This window comes from Streptomyces naganishii JCM 4654 (assembly GCF_014650575.1).
Classification (GTDB): Bacteria; Actinomycetota; Actinomycetes; order Streptomycetales; family Streptomycetaceae; genus Streptomyces; species Streptomyces naganishii.
This window is the reverse complement of the sequence record NZ_BMVF01000001.1, coordinates 378,515-392,371: the sequence shown is the minus strand read 5'-3', so window position 1 is coordinate 392,371 and position 13,857 is coordinate 378,515. Positions and strand designations below refer to the sequence as shown.

The following is a 13,857-nucleotide window of genomic DNA, read 5'->3' as shown; positions in this document are numbered from 1 at the left end:
GCCGGCTCCCGGCACCGCTCAGGAGCCGAGCGGTGCCGGTTCCTCCGTCCGGACGGCGGCCGGTCCCGGGGTCCGCCGGCCGCGCGCCTCGAGGTACAGGGAGAGCGAGAGCAGCAGGACGCCCAGGACGAGGAAGCCCCAGGGCAGGTACGACGTCACCAGGAGGACCAGCCGGCGCTGGGACTTCACCAGGTCCACGGTGTGGCGGGTGTAGTCCTCGCGCATCTTCACGTGGCCGGCGAACGCCGTCACCCGGTCCCGGCCGCCGAGCAGGCTGCCGCCGCGCAGTTCCTCCTTGTGGATCTCCTCGCCGTAGACGGGGGCGCCGGTGACGGGCTCGACCCAGAACTTGCGCACGGTGGTGTACCAGCGGGTGGTGCCGGTCTTCGCGACCGACTCGGGCGTGATCCCCGCGACGGGCATCACCTTGGGGAAGGGGACGCGGGTCCAGGGGATGGTCTGCTCGAAGTAGTAGACGCTCAGGCCGCGGAAGTCGCGGGTGCCCTCGTAGTGGATGGGCGCGGTGACGCGAGCCTGGGCGTCGAAGTACTCGTAGTCCCGTTTCTGCGTCAGGAAGGGCCACTTGAACTCGATGCCGGTGCGGGTGACCGGGTCGCCGTCGACCATCTCGCCGGTGGCGTGCACCGGTTCCTGGGTGTGGGCGTCGAACACGTAGCGCTCGGGGATCCTGGAGACCATCTTGCCGTCGGGTCCCTGGACGTAGGACAGGCCGTCCCAGACCACGACGTCCCGGCCCGCCGTCCTCTCGATCTTCCTGGCGGCCTCGACGTTCCCCTTGAGGGTCTGCACGACGGTGATCTCGGGGACCGTGCGGGCCTTCATGGTGCCGTAGTCGAGCAGGGTGGCGTCGCGGGCCTGGAGGACCATGGTCTGGTACTCGCCGGCGGGCACCTTGACCAGCCGCGGGTAGGCGTACCAGCGCAGCAGCGGGGACAGCGCCGCGAAGAACACGGCGAGGGCGAGCAGGACCAGGCCGGCCGTGCGGCGCATCTCGGCCTCCCTCCCGGGCGGTTGCGGGTCGTCGCGTGCGGTGGTGGGCCGCGGCGTCAGGGGTGTGCGGGGACGGTCGTCAGCAGGGGTTGGGGGGACGTCCTGCCCTCGGGTGTGCCCACGGCGGTGATCGTCAGTACGAGGGCGAGCGCGGCGGCCAGGCCGGCCGCGGCGGCGATCAGGGCGCGCATCGGGCCTCCCCGCGACGGAACTGATGGATCGTCAGGTTGGGCACCGTAGCAATGGGCGGGCGAGATGAGAACACATGGCGCACACGACGAGGGCGCCCTCCCCGCGCGGTCCGCGGGTCGGGGCGCCCTCGTACTGGCGCGGTGCCTAGGCGGCCGGGCTCGGTGACGGGCCGGCCGTGGTGTCGTCGGCCGCCGCCACCTTGAGCTCCACGGTCAGGGTGGCGCCGCCGGTGGTGGTGATGCGCAGCAGGAACGTGCCGGTGGTGTCGTCCGCGTACAGCTTGGGCAGCTTCAGCAGGCCCTTGGCGTCGGTCTGAAGGTCCTTGAGGGTGCGTACGGGCTTGCCGTCGGCGTCCTTGAAGTAGGGGCCCTTGTCGTTCTCGGTGGGGTCGTCGTCGGCCTTGATCAGGGTGGCGGTGGCCGCGACCTTGTCCGCGACGGCGCCCTTGTAGGTGGCCTTGATCTCGACCTGGTCGGCGAACTCGCCGCCCGGCACGCACGTCAGCGGGGTGTCACTGGTGCGCGCGAGGGCGTCGGCGGCGCGCGGGGTGACGGTGGCCTTGTGGTCGAGCGCGGTGATGTTGCGGCCGGCGACGAGGGCGCGGACGGTGAAGTCGCCGGTCTTCTCGCCCGCCTGGAGTTGCGGCGCGACGGCCGTGCCGGTGGCGTCGGTGACGACGGTGGCGACCTTCTCGCCGCCGGTGAAGACGGCGTCGGTGTCACCGGTGATCGTGAAGCGGATCCTGACCTTGGCGACCGGCTTGCCGTCCTTGGTCTCGGCGCGGGCCTCGGCCTTGCGGGCGAAGGCGTGGCCGGCCATGGCGGTGAGGTCGCCCGGGTCGGCGTCCGTGAGGTGGTCGACGGTGTCGGTGGGGGTCGGCGGTGTGGTGTGCGGCGGGGCCGGCTTGCTCGGCGGGGTGGGCTTGGCGGGCGGGGTGGTGCTGCCGCCGCCGGGCTCGGTGGGCCCGCCCGGCTCGGAGGGCTTCGAAGGCTTGGAGGGCTTCGAGGGCTTGGACGGCCGGTGGGTGCCGGGCGTCCGGGACGGCGTCGGGCCGGGGCCGGCGCCCGGCGTGTCGTCGCTGCGGCCGGAGGGCAGCGTGCCGGTGCCGTCCGGGATCGAGTGGGTGCCCCTGCGGTAGTACTCCATCCAGGACAGGACGGTGTCCAGGTAGTCCTGGGAGTTGTTGTAGCTGAGGATCGCCGACCTCAGGCCGGAGCCGGTGGACATGTCCCAGCCGTTGCGGCACAGGTAGTGGCCGGCGGCGAGGGCGGCGTCGTAGATGTTGTTGGGGTCCTTCTTGCCGTCGCCGTTGCCGTCGCGGCCTGCCCACTTCCAGGTGGACGGGATGAACTGCATCGGGCCGACCGCGCGGTCGTACCTGCTGTCGCCGTCGTAGGCGCCGTGGTCGGTGTCGCTGATCTGGGCGAAGCCGTTGCCGTCGAGGACCGGGCCCAGGATCGGCGAGTAGGTGGTGCCCTCGGCGTCGACCTGGCCGCCGCGGGCCTGTCCGGACTCCACCTCGCCGATGGCGGCGAGGAGTTGCCAGGGCAGGTTGCAGTCCGGCTTGGAGTCGCGCAGTTCGGCCTCGGCCTTCTTGTAGGCGTCGAGCACGGTCGCCGGGATGCCCGCCTCCGAGGGCCCGGGGGTGGCCGGGGTGCCGGTGGCCGGCGCGGGGCTCGGGCTGTGCAGCGGCGGAAGGGCGGTGTAGTACGGCGAGTTGCCGGTCGCGCTGCCGTCGGGGGCGGCGCTCACGTCCGGGGCGGAGGTCGAACCGGCGGCGGCCTGTCTGCCGGGGTCCCCTGTCGTCGCGTCCGGAGCCTGGGAGGCGGACAGCGCCGCGACCGCCGCCGCGGCCACGGCCGTGGTTGCCGCTCCCTTGCGCAGCCTCCTGCCGAAATGCGCCGACATAGAGTGAACCCCTCCCGTGGACGCTCGAGCGTCCGTCCGTGTCCGACCGTTCGCCCTGTTGTGACGGTTGACCCGCGGTTCCGGTTGCCTTCGTGGTGCGTTCGGATGTGCGACCCAGGCGACCCTACGACAACTTCGTTTGCGCCGGCAGCCGTTGGTGCCCGGTTTTCACCGTTTGGCCACGTGACGTTGGGCCGGATGCCGTGGGGCCGCCTCCCGCATACTGGACAGGGTTGATCACGGGACGGTGCCTGTCCGGCGCCGCCGGTCCGTGCTCGTCGGAGGGAGCCCCGTTGCCGTTCACTCTCAGTCACGCGGCCGCTGTCCTGCCCGCGGTGCGCGGCGACGGAACGGGGCGGGGGCGGCTGGTGCCGTCGGTCCTCGTGGCGGGCTCCTTCGCGCCCGACACGACCTACTACGCGGCGGGCGTGGTGTCCGGCGGGATGCGGTTCGGCACGGTCACCCACTCCCTGCCCGGGGTGTTCTCGCTCGACGTGCTCATCGCCTGGGCGCTGGTGGGGCTGTGGCTGCTGGTGCGGGAGCCGCTGGTGGCACTGTTGCCGGGGAGCGTGCGGGGGCGGGTGGCGGCGCTGACGCGGTGCGGGGCGCCACGCGCGCGCGTGCGGGCCGCCTCGGTGTGGTGGTGGTACGTCTCCGCCGCGCTGGGCGCGCTGACGCATGTGGTGTGGGACGCGTTCACCCACCCGGGCCGGTGGGGGGTGCGGCTGCTTCCGGTGCTGGGGCGGCAGGTGGCGGGAGTGCCGGTCTACTGGCTTGCGCAGTACGGCAGTTCGCTGGTGGCGGCGCTCGTGGTCGTCGCCTTCCTCGCCCACGCGCTGCGCCGCGCACCCGCGGAGGGACAGGGAGGCCGGCCGCTGGGCGGGCCGGCGGTTCCGCGGTTGTCCGCACGGGACCGGTGGTGGGCCGCGGCCGCGCTCGCCGGGTCCGCGGTGGTGGGCGCCGTGCAGCGGGTGTCCCAGGACTGGGCCTTCCTCCGAGGCACCGGAACCGGCTTCTGGGACCTGGTACCAGCCGTGTGCTTCGGCGCGGGCGCGGGCCTGGTGCTCGGCCTGCCGCTGTACGCGGCGGCGGTCAGAGTCCTGCGTCCCACGGCGCGGACGGCGGCCGGAAGTGCCGGGGACACGGCGGGCGCCGGGTACACAGCGGGCACCGGGGGCACGGCGGGCGCCGGGGAAACGGCGGGCGCCGAGGGCACGGCGGGCACCGGGGGCACCGGGGACACGGCGGGCACCGGGGAAACGGCGGGCACCGAGGGCACGGCCGCCACCGAGGACGCCGTGGCCACGGGGCCCGGCCGGCTCGGGGGACAGTCCGGCGAGTGAACGGTTCCGGCGGGGCCGGGGTGTTCGAGGTGCGGGGTCAGCCGTCACGGCGCGGTGGAGGGCCCTGGTGGTTGTGGCGGGGTGGGCCGGTCGGGCGGTCGGCGGCCGTTGGCGTGGCGGCGACGAAGACGGTGACCGTGGGGACCGGTCCCGGTGCCGGTCTCGGCAGCCGGGCGAGGAACAGGGCCAGGTAGCCCCGGGCCACCTCGGCCCACAGGCACCACGGGGGTGCCTCTCCGGGGTCGGCGGGGCGTGGGAGGAGGCGACCGCGCAGACCGGTCGCGGCGCGGCGCAGGGTGGCCGCGAGGTCGGTGGGGATGCGGGCGGTGCTTGCGCCGGCCGAGAAGGCCGGAACCGGCGGAGGCGGTGCGGCGGGGGCCGCGCCGCCGGCTGTCGGCGATACCGCCGGCCGGTGGTTGAGCATGCGTATACCCATGCCCGCATCCTGGCTGGCGGCGCCGCCACCGGCGTCTTCGCGGGGGCCACGTGAGTGACGACACCCGCCGACGCCGCCCCTCATTCCGAGGGAAACCCGCACGTCAAGGGCCTGCCGCACCGGCGTGAAGCCCGAACGCCACGCGAACCCGCACTGGCACGGACCGCGAACATGGCGTAACCCACCACACCGGGCCCGCCCCAGCACGCCGCCACAGACCCCCCGGACCGGCACGAGCCCCGCCCGCCCAGACGCTGCCCACTGGCACGCCCGCACGCACGCCAGCACACCCGCACGCCACAGACCTCACGCACCGCTACGAGCCCCGCGCAACGGCAGCCCTCTCCCCCAGCGCGAGGCGACCTACTCCCGCAGGCCCCCAAACCCCACGCGACCCGCCCGTCCGAGGCCCCCCAGCCCCTCAGCCCCCGACCACACTCAGTGAGCCGCCGACTCCCAGTCCGGCCCCACGCCCACCGAGACGTCCAGCGGGGCCCTCAGGCTGACCGCGCTGGACATTTCGCGGCGGACGAGCTCCTCGGCGGCCGTGCGCTCGCCGGGGGCGATCTCCAGGACGACTTCGTCGTGGACCTGGAGCAGCATGCGGGAGGTCAGGCCCGCCTCCCGCAGCGCCTTGTCCACGTTCAGCATGGCGATCTTGACGATGTCGGCGGCCGTGCCCTGGATCGGCGCGTTCAGGGCCATCCGCTCGGCCGCCTCGCGGCGCTGGCGGTTGTCGCTGTTGAGGTCGGGCAGGTAGCGACGGCGGCCGAAGAGGGTCGCCGTGTACCCCGTGGCGCGGGCCTCGTCGACCACGCGGCGCAGATAGTCCCGTACGCCGCCGAACCGCTCGAAGTAGGCGTCCATCAGGGCGCGCGCCTCGGCCGCCTCGATGTTGAGCTGCTGGGAGAGGCCGAAGGCCGAGAGCCCGTACGCCAGGCCGTAGGACATGGCCTTGATCTTGCGGCGCATCTCCGCGTCCACCGCCGACCGCTCGACGCCGAAGACCTGGGAGGCGGCGGTGGTGTGCAGGTCCTCGCCGGAGGTGAACGCCTCGATCAGTCCGGCGTCCTCCGACAGGTGCGCCATCACCCGCAGCTCGATCTGGCTGTAGTCGGCGGTCATCAGCGACTCGAAGCCCTCGCCGACGACGAAGCCGCGGCGGATGGCCCGGCCCTCGTCGGTGCGCACGGGGATGTTCTGCAGGTTGGGATCGGTGGAGGACAGCCGTCCGGTCGCGGCGACCGTCTGGTTGAACGTGGTGTGGATACGGCCGTCCGCCGCGATGGTCTTGATCAGGCCCTCGACGGTGACGCGGAGCTTGGCCTGCTCGCGGTGGCGCAGCATGATCACCGGCAGTTCGTTGTCCGTCTGGCCCGCCAGCCAGGCCAGGGCGTCGGCGTCGGTGGTGTAGCCCGTCTTGGTCTTCTTGGTTTTCGGCAGGGCGAGCTCGCCGAAGAGGACCTCCTGGAGCTGCTTGGGCGAGCCGAGGTTGAACTCGTGCCCCGCCGCCGCGTGCGCCTCCTTCACGGCCTGCTGCACCGCACCGGCGAACGTCTGTTCCATCGCTTCGAGGTGGGCGCGGTCCGCCGCGATGCCGTGCCGCTCCATGCGGGCGAGCAGTGCGGAGGTGGGCAGCTCCACGTCCCGCAGCAGGTCCGCCGCGCCGACCTCCGCGAGGCGGGCCTCGAAGGCCTCGCCGAGGTCGAGGACGGCGCGGGCCTGGATCATCAGGGCCTCGGCCTCGGCGCCCTCGTCCGCGCCGAAGGCCAGCTGGCCGTCGGCCTGGGCGGCGGGGGCCAGCTCGCGGTGCAGGTACTCCAGGGACAGCGCGTCGAGGTCGAAGGAGCGGCGGCCGGGCTTGACCAGGTAGGCGGCGAGCGCGGTGTCCATGCGCACGCCCTCGATGCTCCAGCCGTGCTCGGCGAAGACCCGCATCGCGCCCTTGGCGTTGTGGAAGACCTTGGGCCGGTCCGCGTCCGCGAGCCAGGAGGCGAAGGCACGCTCGTCGGCCTCGTCCAGCTGGGACGGGTCGAACCAGGCGGCCGCCCCGCCGGCCGCGGCGAGCGCGACCTCGGCGACCGAGCCCGCGCCGAGCGCCCAGGCGTCGACGGTGGCGACGCCGAGGACCTCGGTGCCGTGCTCGCCGAGCCAGCCGGCCAGCTCGCCGGTGCCGAGCACCGCGCCGTCCAGCTCCACGCCCTGCGCCGAGACCGGGGTGGTCTCGGCCTCCTCGGCGCCCGGGTCCACGGCGAAGAGCCGCTCGCGCAGCGACGGGTTGCGGATCTCCAGGGTGTCCAGGACCATCGCGACGGCCTTGCGGTCGTACGGCACCCGGGCGAGGTCGGTGACCCCCTTCGGCAGCTCCACCTCGCGCTCCAGCTCGGTGAGCCGGCGGTTGAGCTTGACGGCCTCCAGGTGGTCGCGCAGGTTCTGCCCGGCCTTGCCCTTGACCTCGTCGGCGCGCTCGACCAGCTCCGCGAACGAGCCGAACTGGTTGATCCACTTCGCGGCCGTCTTCTCGCCGACGCCGGGGATGCCCGGCAGGTTGTCCGACGGGTCGCCGCGCAGCGCCGCGAAGTCGGGGTACTGCGCGGGCGTCAACCCGTACTTCTCGACGACCTTCTCCGGGGTGAACCGAGTCAGCTCGGAGACGCCCTTGGTGGGGTACAGCACCGTGGTGTGCTCGGAGACCAGCTGGAAGGAGTCGCGGTCGCCGGTGACGATCAGCACCTCGAAGCCCTCGGCCTCGGCGCGGGTGGCGAGGGTGGCGATGACGTCGTCCGCCTCGAAGCCCTCGACGGCGAAGCGGGAGGCGTTCATCGCGTCGAGCAGCTCGCAGATCAGCTCGACCTGGCCCTTGAACTCGTCGGGGGTCTTGGAGCGGTTCGCCTTGTACTCGGTGAACTCCTGCGAGCGCCAGGTCTTGCGGGAGACGTCGAAGGCGACCGCGAAGTGCGTGGGCGCCTCGTCACGCAGGGTGTTGGCCAGCATCGACGCGAAGCCGTAGATCGCGTTCGTCGGCTGGCCCGTCGCGGTGGTGAAGTTCTCCGCGGGCAGCGCGAAGAACGCGCGGTACGCCAGCGAGTGCCCGTCCATGAGCATCAGCCGGGGACGGTCTGTGCCGGAGGTCTTCTCGGTCGTCTTCGATGCTGTTTCTGCCACGTCCCCGATCCTGCCACGAGCCACTGACAGCCGGAGCCCGCCGCCCGCCCGCGCGGCCCTTCCCCCGCTCCGCAGCCCGCCCGCCCGCGCGGCCCTTCCCCCGCTCCGCAGCCCGCCCGGCCGGGATCGTTGTCGGCGGCTCGTGCGAGGATCGGAGATCTCCGGAGCACGCGGCCCGACGCCAGGGCGGGCGGCCCGGAGGCACCGAGCGCACGCGCAGTCGAAGGGGAGGGTGCGATGGCCACGAAGCCGCCCAAGGGTGATCCGGTCCAGGACGCGCCGCAGGTCTCCGGACCCCGGCACGCGGCGGCGGGGCTGCCGGCCGTCGGGCACACCCTGCGCGTCGCCCAGCAACAGATGGGCGTGCGCCGCACCGCGCTGACGCTGCTGCGGGTCAACCAGAAGGACGGCTTCGACTGCCCCGGCTGCGCCTGGCCGGAGCCGGACCACAGGCACAGGGCGGAGTTCTGCGAGAACGGCGCGAAGGCGGTCGCCGAGGAGGCCACCCTGCGCCGGGTCACCCCGGAGTTCTTCGCCGCGCACTCCGTCACCGACCTCGCCGGCCGCAGCGGCTACTGGCTCGGCCAGCAGGGCCGGCTCACCCACCCCATGTACCTGCCCGAGGGCGCCGACCACTACGAGCCGGTGACCTGGGAGCGCGCCCTCGGTATCGTCGCCGAGGAGATCGCCGCCCTCTCCTCCCCCGACGAGGCCGTCTTCTACACCTCGGGCCGCACCAGCAACGAGGCCGCGTTCCTCTACCAGCTCTTCGCGCGCGAGCTCGGCACCAACAACCTGCCCGACTGCTCCAACATGTGCCACGAGTCCTCCGGCTCGGCCCTGTCGGAGACCATCGGCATCGGCAAGGGCAGCGTCCTGCTGGAGGACCTCCACCAGGCGGACCTGATCATCGTGGCCGGCCAGAACCCGGGCACGAACCACCCGCGCATGCTCTCCGCCCTGGAGCGGGCCAAGGCGGGCGGCGCGCGGATCATCAGCGTCAACCCGCTGCCCGAGGCGGGCCTGGAGCGCTTCAAGAACCCGCAGACCGCCAAGGGGCTGGCGGCCGGCGCCGCGCTCACCGACCTGTTCCTCCAGATCCGCATCGGCGGTGACCAGGCCCTCTTCCGCCTGCTGAACAGGCTGATCCTGGAGACGGAGGGCGCGGTCGACGAGGAGTTCGTCCGCGAACACACCCACGGCTACGAGGAGTTCGCGGCCGCCGCCCGCGCCGCCGACTGGGACGAGACGCTCACGGCGACCGGCCTCACGCGCGGGGAGATCGACCGGGCGCTGGAGATGGTCCTCGCCTCCCGGCGCACGATCGTGTGCTGGGCGATGGGCCTGACGCAGCACAAGCACTCGGTGCCGACCATCCGCGAGGTCGTCAACTTCCTGCTGCTGCGCGGCAACATCGGCCGCCCCGGCGCGGGCGTGTGCCCGGTGCGCGGCCACTCCAACGTGCAGGGCGACCGCACCATGGGCATCTTCGAGCGGCCCGCCCCCGCCTTCCTGGACGCCCTGGAGAAGGAGTTCGGCTTCGCCCCGCCGCGCGAGCACGGCTACGACGTGGTGCGCGCCATCCGCGCGCTGCGCGACGGCGAGGCGAAGGTGTTCTTCGCGATGGGCGGCAACTTCGTCTCCGCCTCCCCCGACACCGAGGTCACCGAGGCGGCCATGCGCCGGGCCCGGCTGACCGTGCACGTGTCGACGAAGCTCAACCGCTCCCACGTCGTCACCGGCGCGCGCGCCCTGGTCCTGCCCACGCTCGGCCGCACCGAGCGGGACGTGCAGGCGGGCGGCGAGCAGTTCGTCACCGTCGAGGACTCGATGGGCATGGTGCACGCCTCGCGCGGGCGGCTGGCGCCGGCGAGCCCGCACCTGAGGTCGGAGCCGGCCATCGTGTGCGCCCTCGCACGCCGGGTCCTGGGCGAGGACAGCGTGGTGCCGTGGGAGGAGTTCGCGAAGGACTACGCCACGGTCCGCGACCGGATCGCCCGCGTGGTTCCCGGGTTCGAGGACTTCAACGCGCGCGTGGCCCGCCCCGGCGGCTTCGCGCTGCCGCACGCGCCCCGCGACGAGCGCCGCTTCCCCACGGCCACCGGCAAGGCGAACTTCACGGCGGCGCCCGTGGAGTATCCGGAGCTGCCCGAGGGCCGTCTGCTGCTGCAGACGCTGCGCTCGCACGACCAGTACAACACCACGATCTACGGCCTGGACGACCGCTACCGGGGGATCACCAACGGCCGGCGGGTGGTGCTGGTCAATCCCGAGGACGCGCGGCGGCTCGGGGTCGCGGACGGGTCGTACGTCGACCTGGTCGGCGAGTGGAAGGACGGCGTGGAGCGGCGGGCGCCGGGCTTCCGGGTCGTGCACTACCCGACCGCGCGCGGGTGCGCGGCCGCCTACTACCCGGAGACCAACGTGCTGGTGCCGCTGGACGCCACCGCGGACACCAGCAACACCCCGGCCAGCAAGTCCGTCGTGGTGCGTCTGGAACAATCGGCGACCGACTGAGCGTTCGCTCAGGCAGTACTGGCCGATCGGCGGCGAGCCGATCACGGATGGACGGAGCCGCACCCATGGGCGAGCAGCAGAGCGTGAAGTTCCCGCAGGAGGTCGTCGACGAGTACGCGGCGCTCGGCGTCGACCTGCCCGCCCTCTTCTCCGCCGGGCACCTCGGCACCCGGATGGGCGTGCAGATCCTGGAGGCCTCCGCCGACCGTGTCGTCGGCACCATGCCGGTGGAGGGCAACACCCAGCCCTACGGGCTGCTGCACGGCGGCGCCTCCGCCGTGCTCGCCGAGACCCTCGGCTCGGTGGGCTCCATGCTGCACGGCGGCAGCTCCAAGATCGCCGTCGGCGTCGACCTGAACTGCACCCACCACCGCGGCGTGCGCTCCGGCCTGGTCACCGGCGTGGCCACGCCCGTCCACCGGGGCCGCTCGACGGCGACGTACGAGATCGTGATCAGTGACGAGGAGGGCCGCCGCGTGTGCACCGCCCGCCTGACCTGCCTCCTGCGCGACGTCCGCCCGGCCGACGGCGGCCACGTCCGCAAGGCCGACTGAGCGACCCGCCGCACGCGAGCGGCCCGGCATCCGGCCGGTGCCGTTTCGTTGCCCGGAGGGGGACGGGCGGCCTAGCGTCTGAGCATGGTGATGCGGGGTGGTGGGCGGCCGGGGGCCTGGGGCCGGCTCGTGTTCGTGCTTCTGCTGGCCGGCTTGGCCGGCTCGGCCGGCTGCGGCGCGGGGGGCGGTGCGCCTACCGCCGCCGGGCCGTCGGCCTCCCCCTCCCCGCGGACCACGTCCGCCGAGGAGCTGTGCGCCTCCGTCGTCACGTACTGGTCGCGCAAGGTGCTGGACAGCCACACCTACGGGGACTACCAGTCCATGGGGCTGTCCAACGGGCAGTACGAGATACTGCGTCAAGTCGTCGACCGGGCAAGGTCGGTGAAGAGGCGTCAGGGAGCCGCCGCTGCCGACGAGTCGATCGGCCGCGGGGCCCGGCGGGGCTGCGCCGACTGGTACCGCGCCGGCGGTCCCCGCAAGGGGCCGTGGAGTTGAGCGGCGTCGGCCCGGTCGAACCGGGCGAGGGCACACGCGCGTCGGACACCCCCGGCCCGGACTCCGCCTCGGGCGGCGATCCCCGACTCCGCCCCCGCGAGGCCTTGTTGAGCGGCCTCGTCAGCCGTTACGAGCGCCACCGCCGCGCCGCCCTCGCCGCCACCGCGGCCGCCCTCCTCCTCGCCGGCGGCGGCTACCTCTACGCCACCCGGCCGCACCAACTCCCGCCCCCCGCACCCGAACCCGCCCCTCCCCCGCCGTACCCGTCCCAAGTGGTGGACGTCGCCTACCTCGAGCCCGCGCCCGCGCCGCGCGACGCCGCGCCCCGGAGCTTCGGCCTCACGGTGCTGGTCAGCGTGTCGGCCGGCCCGCCGGTCACCGTCACCCGGATCAGCCAGCCGTATGCCGGGCTCGCCCTCACCCCCGAGCCGCTCCCGCCCCTGCGGATCGCGGCCGGCACCGCCCGGAAGATCGTCATCACCATGCGGGTGACGGAATGCGGGAAAGTGCCGGAGAGCGCCGGACTGCCTTTCCTCGACGTAACACTGCGTAATACGCGCGCAATCGAAGTTCACAGTTACATCCTCGGATCGCGCTATGCGCACGCACTCTCCGACGGCCTGCACGTAGCCTGTGGCAACGATTTCCGGTAATCAGCAAAACCGCCGAGACGCCTGAACGCAGCGCGGTCCGTCCTGCGGGTTCTCAGAATGTGGACGGGGCGAATCGGCCTGAATTCCGCTGTTCCACCCACCGAGTACCGCTCTGCATTACGTCGTGTCATAACAAGAGAGTCACAGCCTTGGTCAGACCCTCCTCGACCTTCCCCGCACGCGCTTAGAGTCACGGCCAGTCACGGCGCGGTCGGAAAGTCTCTTCGGCACAGCGCTCGACTCGGCCACTTCCAGGGGGGAGGGCCGTGCCAGGGAAAGGACTGATCGTGCGTCAACGTTCTCTCATCGCCATCACCGCCGCACTGGCGGCGGGAGCCCTCACCCTCACCGCCTGCGGCTCCCGGGGCGGCGACAAGGGCTCCGACTCCGGAAAGGGTGGCACCACCGTCACCATCGGCGTCGACGCCCCGCTGACGGGTGACCTGTCCGCGCTCGGCCTCGGCATCAAGAACTCCGCCGACCTGGCCGCCAAGACGGCCAACAAGAAGAACTACGTCAAGGGCGTCACCTTCAAGATCGAGGCCCGCGACGACCAGGCGCAGCCCTCCGCCGGCCAGCAGAACGCCACCGCCCTCGTCGCCGACAAGAACGTCCTCGGCGTCGTGGGCCCCCTCAACTCCTCGGTCGCCGAGTCGATGCAGAAGGTCTTCGACGACGCCAAGCTGGTCGAGGTCTCCCCCGCCAACACCGGTCCCTCCCTCACCCAGGGCCCCGACTGGCGCACCAAGAAGGTCCGCACGTACAAGTCGTACTTCCGTACGGCGACCACGGACGCCATCCAGGGTCCGTTCGCCGCGCAGTACCTCTACAACGACGCCAAGAAGAAGAAGGTCTTCGTCATCGACGACAAGAAGACCTACGGCGCGGGCCTCGCCGGCACCTTCACCGACGAGTTCAAGAAGCTCGGCGGCCAGATCGTCGGCACCGAGCACATCAACCCCGACGCCAAGGACTTCTCGGCGATCGCCACCGAGGTGAAGAAGTCCGGCGCGGACGTCGTCTACTACGGCGGCGAGTACCCGCAGGCCGGCCCGCTCAGCAAGCAGATCAAGGCGGCCGGTTCCAAGATCCCGCTGGTCGGCGGCGACGGCATCTACGACCCGACCTTCATCAAGCTCGCCGGCGCCGACTCCACCGGCGACCTCGCCACCTCCGTCGGCGCCCCGGTCGAGAGCCTGCCCTCGGCCAAGCAGTTCGTCGCCGACTACAAGGCGGCCGGCTACAAGGACGAGTACGCGGCCTACGGCGGCTACTCCTACGACTCCGCCTGGGCGATCATCGAGGCCGTCAAGAAGGTCGTCGACGACAACGGCGGCAAGCTCCCCTCCGACGCCCGCGCCAAGGTCACCGCGGCCATGCAGAACGTCTCCTTCGACGGTGTGACCGGCAAGGTCTCCTTCGACGAGTTCGGTGACGCCACCAACAAGCAGCTCACCGTGTACGCCGTGAAGAACGGTGCATGGGCGGCGGAGAAGTCCGGCACCTACACCGGCTGACCCCTCCCGCACCACCACAGGCCGCGCGGGGCGCTGATCCACTGGCGCCCCGCGCGGACTCGCATC

At 72.7% G+C, this 13,857-nt stretch carries 11 protein-coding genes; 6 read left to right on the top strand and 5 right to left on the bottom strand.

The window, feature by feature from the left end; all coding sequences use genetic code 11:
* Nucleotides 1-18: 18 nt before the first annotated feature.
* From pgfA to IE217_RS01735, 3 genes are all read right to left on the bottom strand, one after another.
* Nucleotides 19-1,011, bottom strand: a complete 993-nt coding sequence (gene pgfA, locus IE217_RS01745; RefSeq protein WP_190175865.1) for a cell envelope lipid trafficking protein PgfA — start codon at nucleotides 1,009-1,011, stop codon at nucleotides 19-21.
* 56 nt (nucleotides 1,012-1,067) lie between these two features.
* Complete coding sequence (locus tag IE217_RS01740) at nucleotides 1,068-1,202, bottom strand: SPW_0924 family protein (RefSeq protein ID WP_190175864.1); 135 nt, start codon at nucleotides 1,200-1,202, stop codon at nucleotides 1,068-1,070.
* 145 nt (nucleotides 1,203-1,347) lie between these two features.
* Complete coding sequence (locus tag IE217_RS01735; RefSeq protein ID WP_190175863.1) at nucleotides 1,348-3,111, bottom strand: lytic transglycosylase domain-containing protein; 1,764 nt, start codon at nucleotides 3,109-3,111, stop codon at nucleotides 1,348-1,350.
* 293 nt (nucleotides 3,112-3,404) lie between these two features.
* Between IE217_RS01735 and IE217_RS01730 the strand changes: the two genes are divergently transcribed.
* Complete coding sequence (locus IE217_RS01730; protein ID WP_190175862.1) at nucleotides 3,405-4,454, top strand: DUF4184 family protein; 1,050 nt, start codon at nucleotides 3,405-3,407, stop codon at nucleotides 4,452-4,454.
* A 37-nt stretch (nucleotides 4,455-4,491) separates the two neighbouring features.
* On the opposite strand, the gene IE217_RS01725 is transcribed toward IE217_RS01730, so the two are convergent.
* A complete protein-coding gene (locus IE217_RS01725) occupies nucleotides 4,492-4,890 on the bottom strand; it encodes a hypothetical protein (protein ID WP_190175861.1) in 399 nt (132 codons plus the stop codon).
* Between the two features lie 438 nt (nucleotides 4,891-5,328).
* Nucleotides 5,329-8,055 carry a DNA polymerase I gene (gene polA / locus IE217_RS01720; protein ID WP_190175860.1) on the bottom strand — a complete coding sequence of 909 codons (2,727 nt, stop codon included), beginning with the start codon at nucleotides 8,053-8,055 and terminating at the stop codon, nucleotides 5,329-5,331.
* 237 nt (nucleotides 8,056-8,292) lie between these two features.
* Between polA and IE217_RS01715 the strand changes: the two genes are divergently transcribed.
* From IE217_RS01715 to IE217_RS01695, 5 genes are all read left to right on the top strand, one after another.
* Nucleotides 8,293-10,572, top strand: a complete 2,280-nt coding sequence (locus IE217_RS01715) for an FdhF/YdeP family oxidoreductase (RefSeq protein WP_190175859.1) — start codon at nucleotides 8,293-8,295, stop codon at nucleotides 10,570-10,572.
* A 65-nt stretch (nucleotides 10,573-10,637) separates the two neighbouring features.
* Nucleotides 10,638-11,126 (top strand): hotdog fold thioesterase, encoded by a 489-nt coding sequence (locus IE217_RS01710; protein WP_190175858.1) that lies wholly within the window; start codon nucleotides 10,638-10,640, stop codon nucleotides 11,124-11,126.
* Between the two features lie 90 nt (nucleotides 11,127-11,216).
* The gene (locus IE217_RS01705; RefSeq protein ID WP_373297947.1) at nucleotides 11,217-11,621 is read left to right on the top strand and encodes a hypothetical protein; all 405 of its coding nucleotides are present in this window, start codon (nucleotides 11,217-11,219) and stop codon (nucleotides 11,619-11,621) included.
* Entirely contained in the window at nucleotides 11,618-12,274 is a 657-nt protein-coding gene (locus tag IE217_RS01700) for a Tat pathway signal sequence domain protein (RefSeq protein WP_190175856.1), read from the top strand. Before IE217_RS01705 ends, IE217_RS01700 begins: the two co-directional genes overlap by 4 nt.
* A 287-nt stretch (nucleotides 12,275-12,561) precedes the next feature.
* Nucleotides 12,562-13,791, top strand: a complete 1,230-nt coding sequence (locus tag IE217_RS01695) for a branched-chain amino acid ABC transporter substrate-binding protein (RefSeq protein ID WP_190175855.1) — start codon at nucleotides 12,562-12,564, stop codon at nucleotides 13,789-13,791.
* The last annotated feature ends 66 nt before the right edge of the window (nucleotides 13,792-13,857 follow it).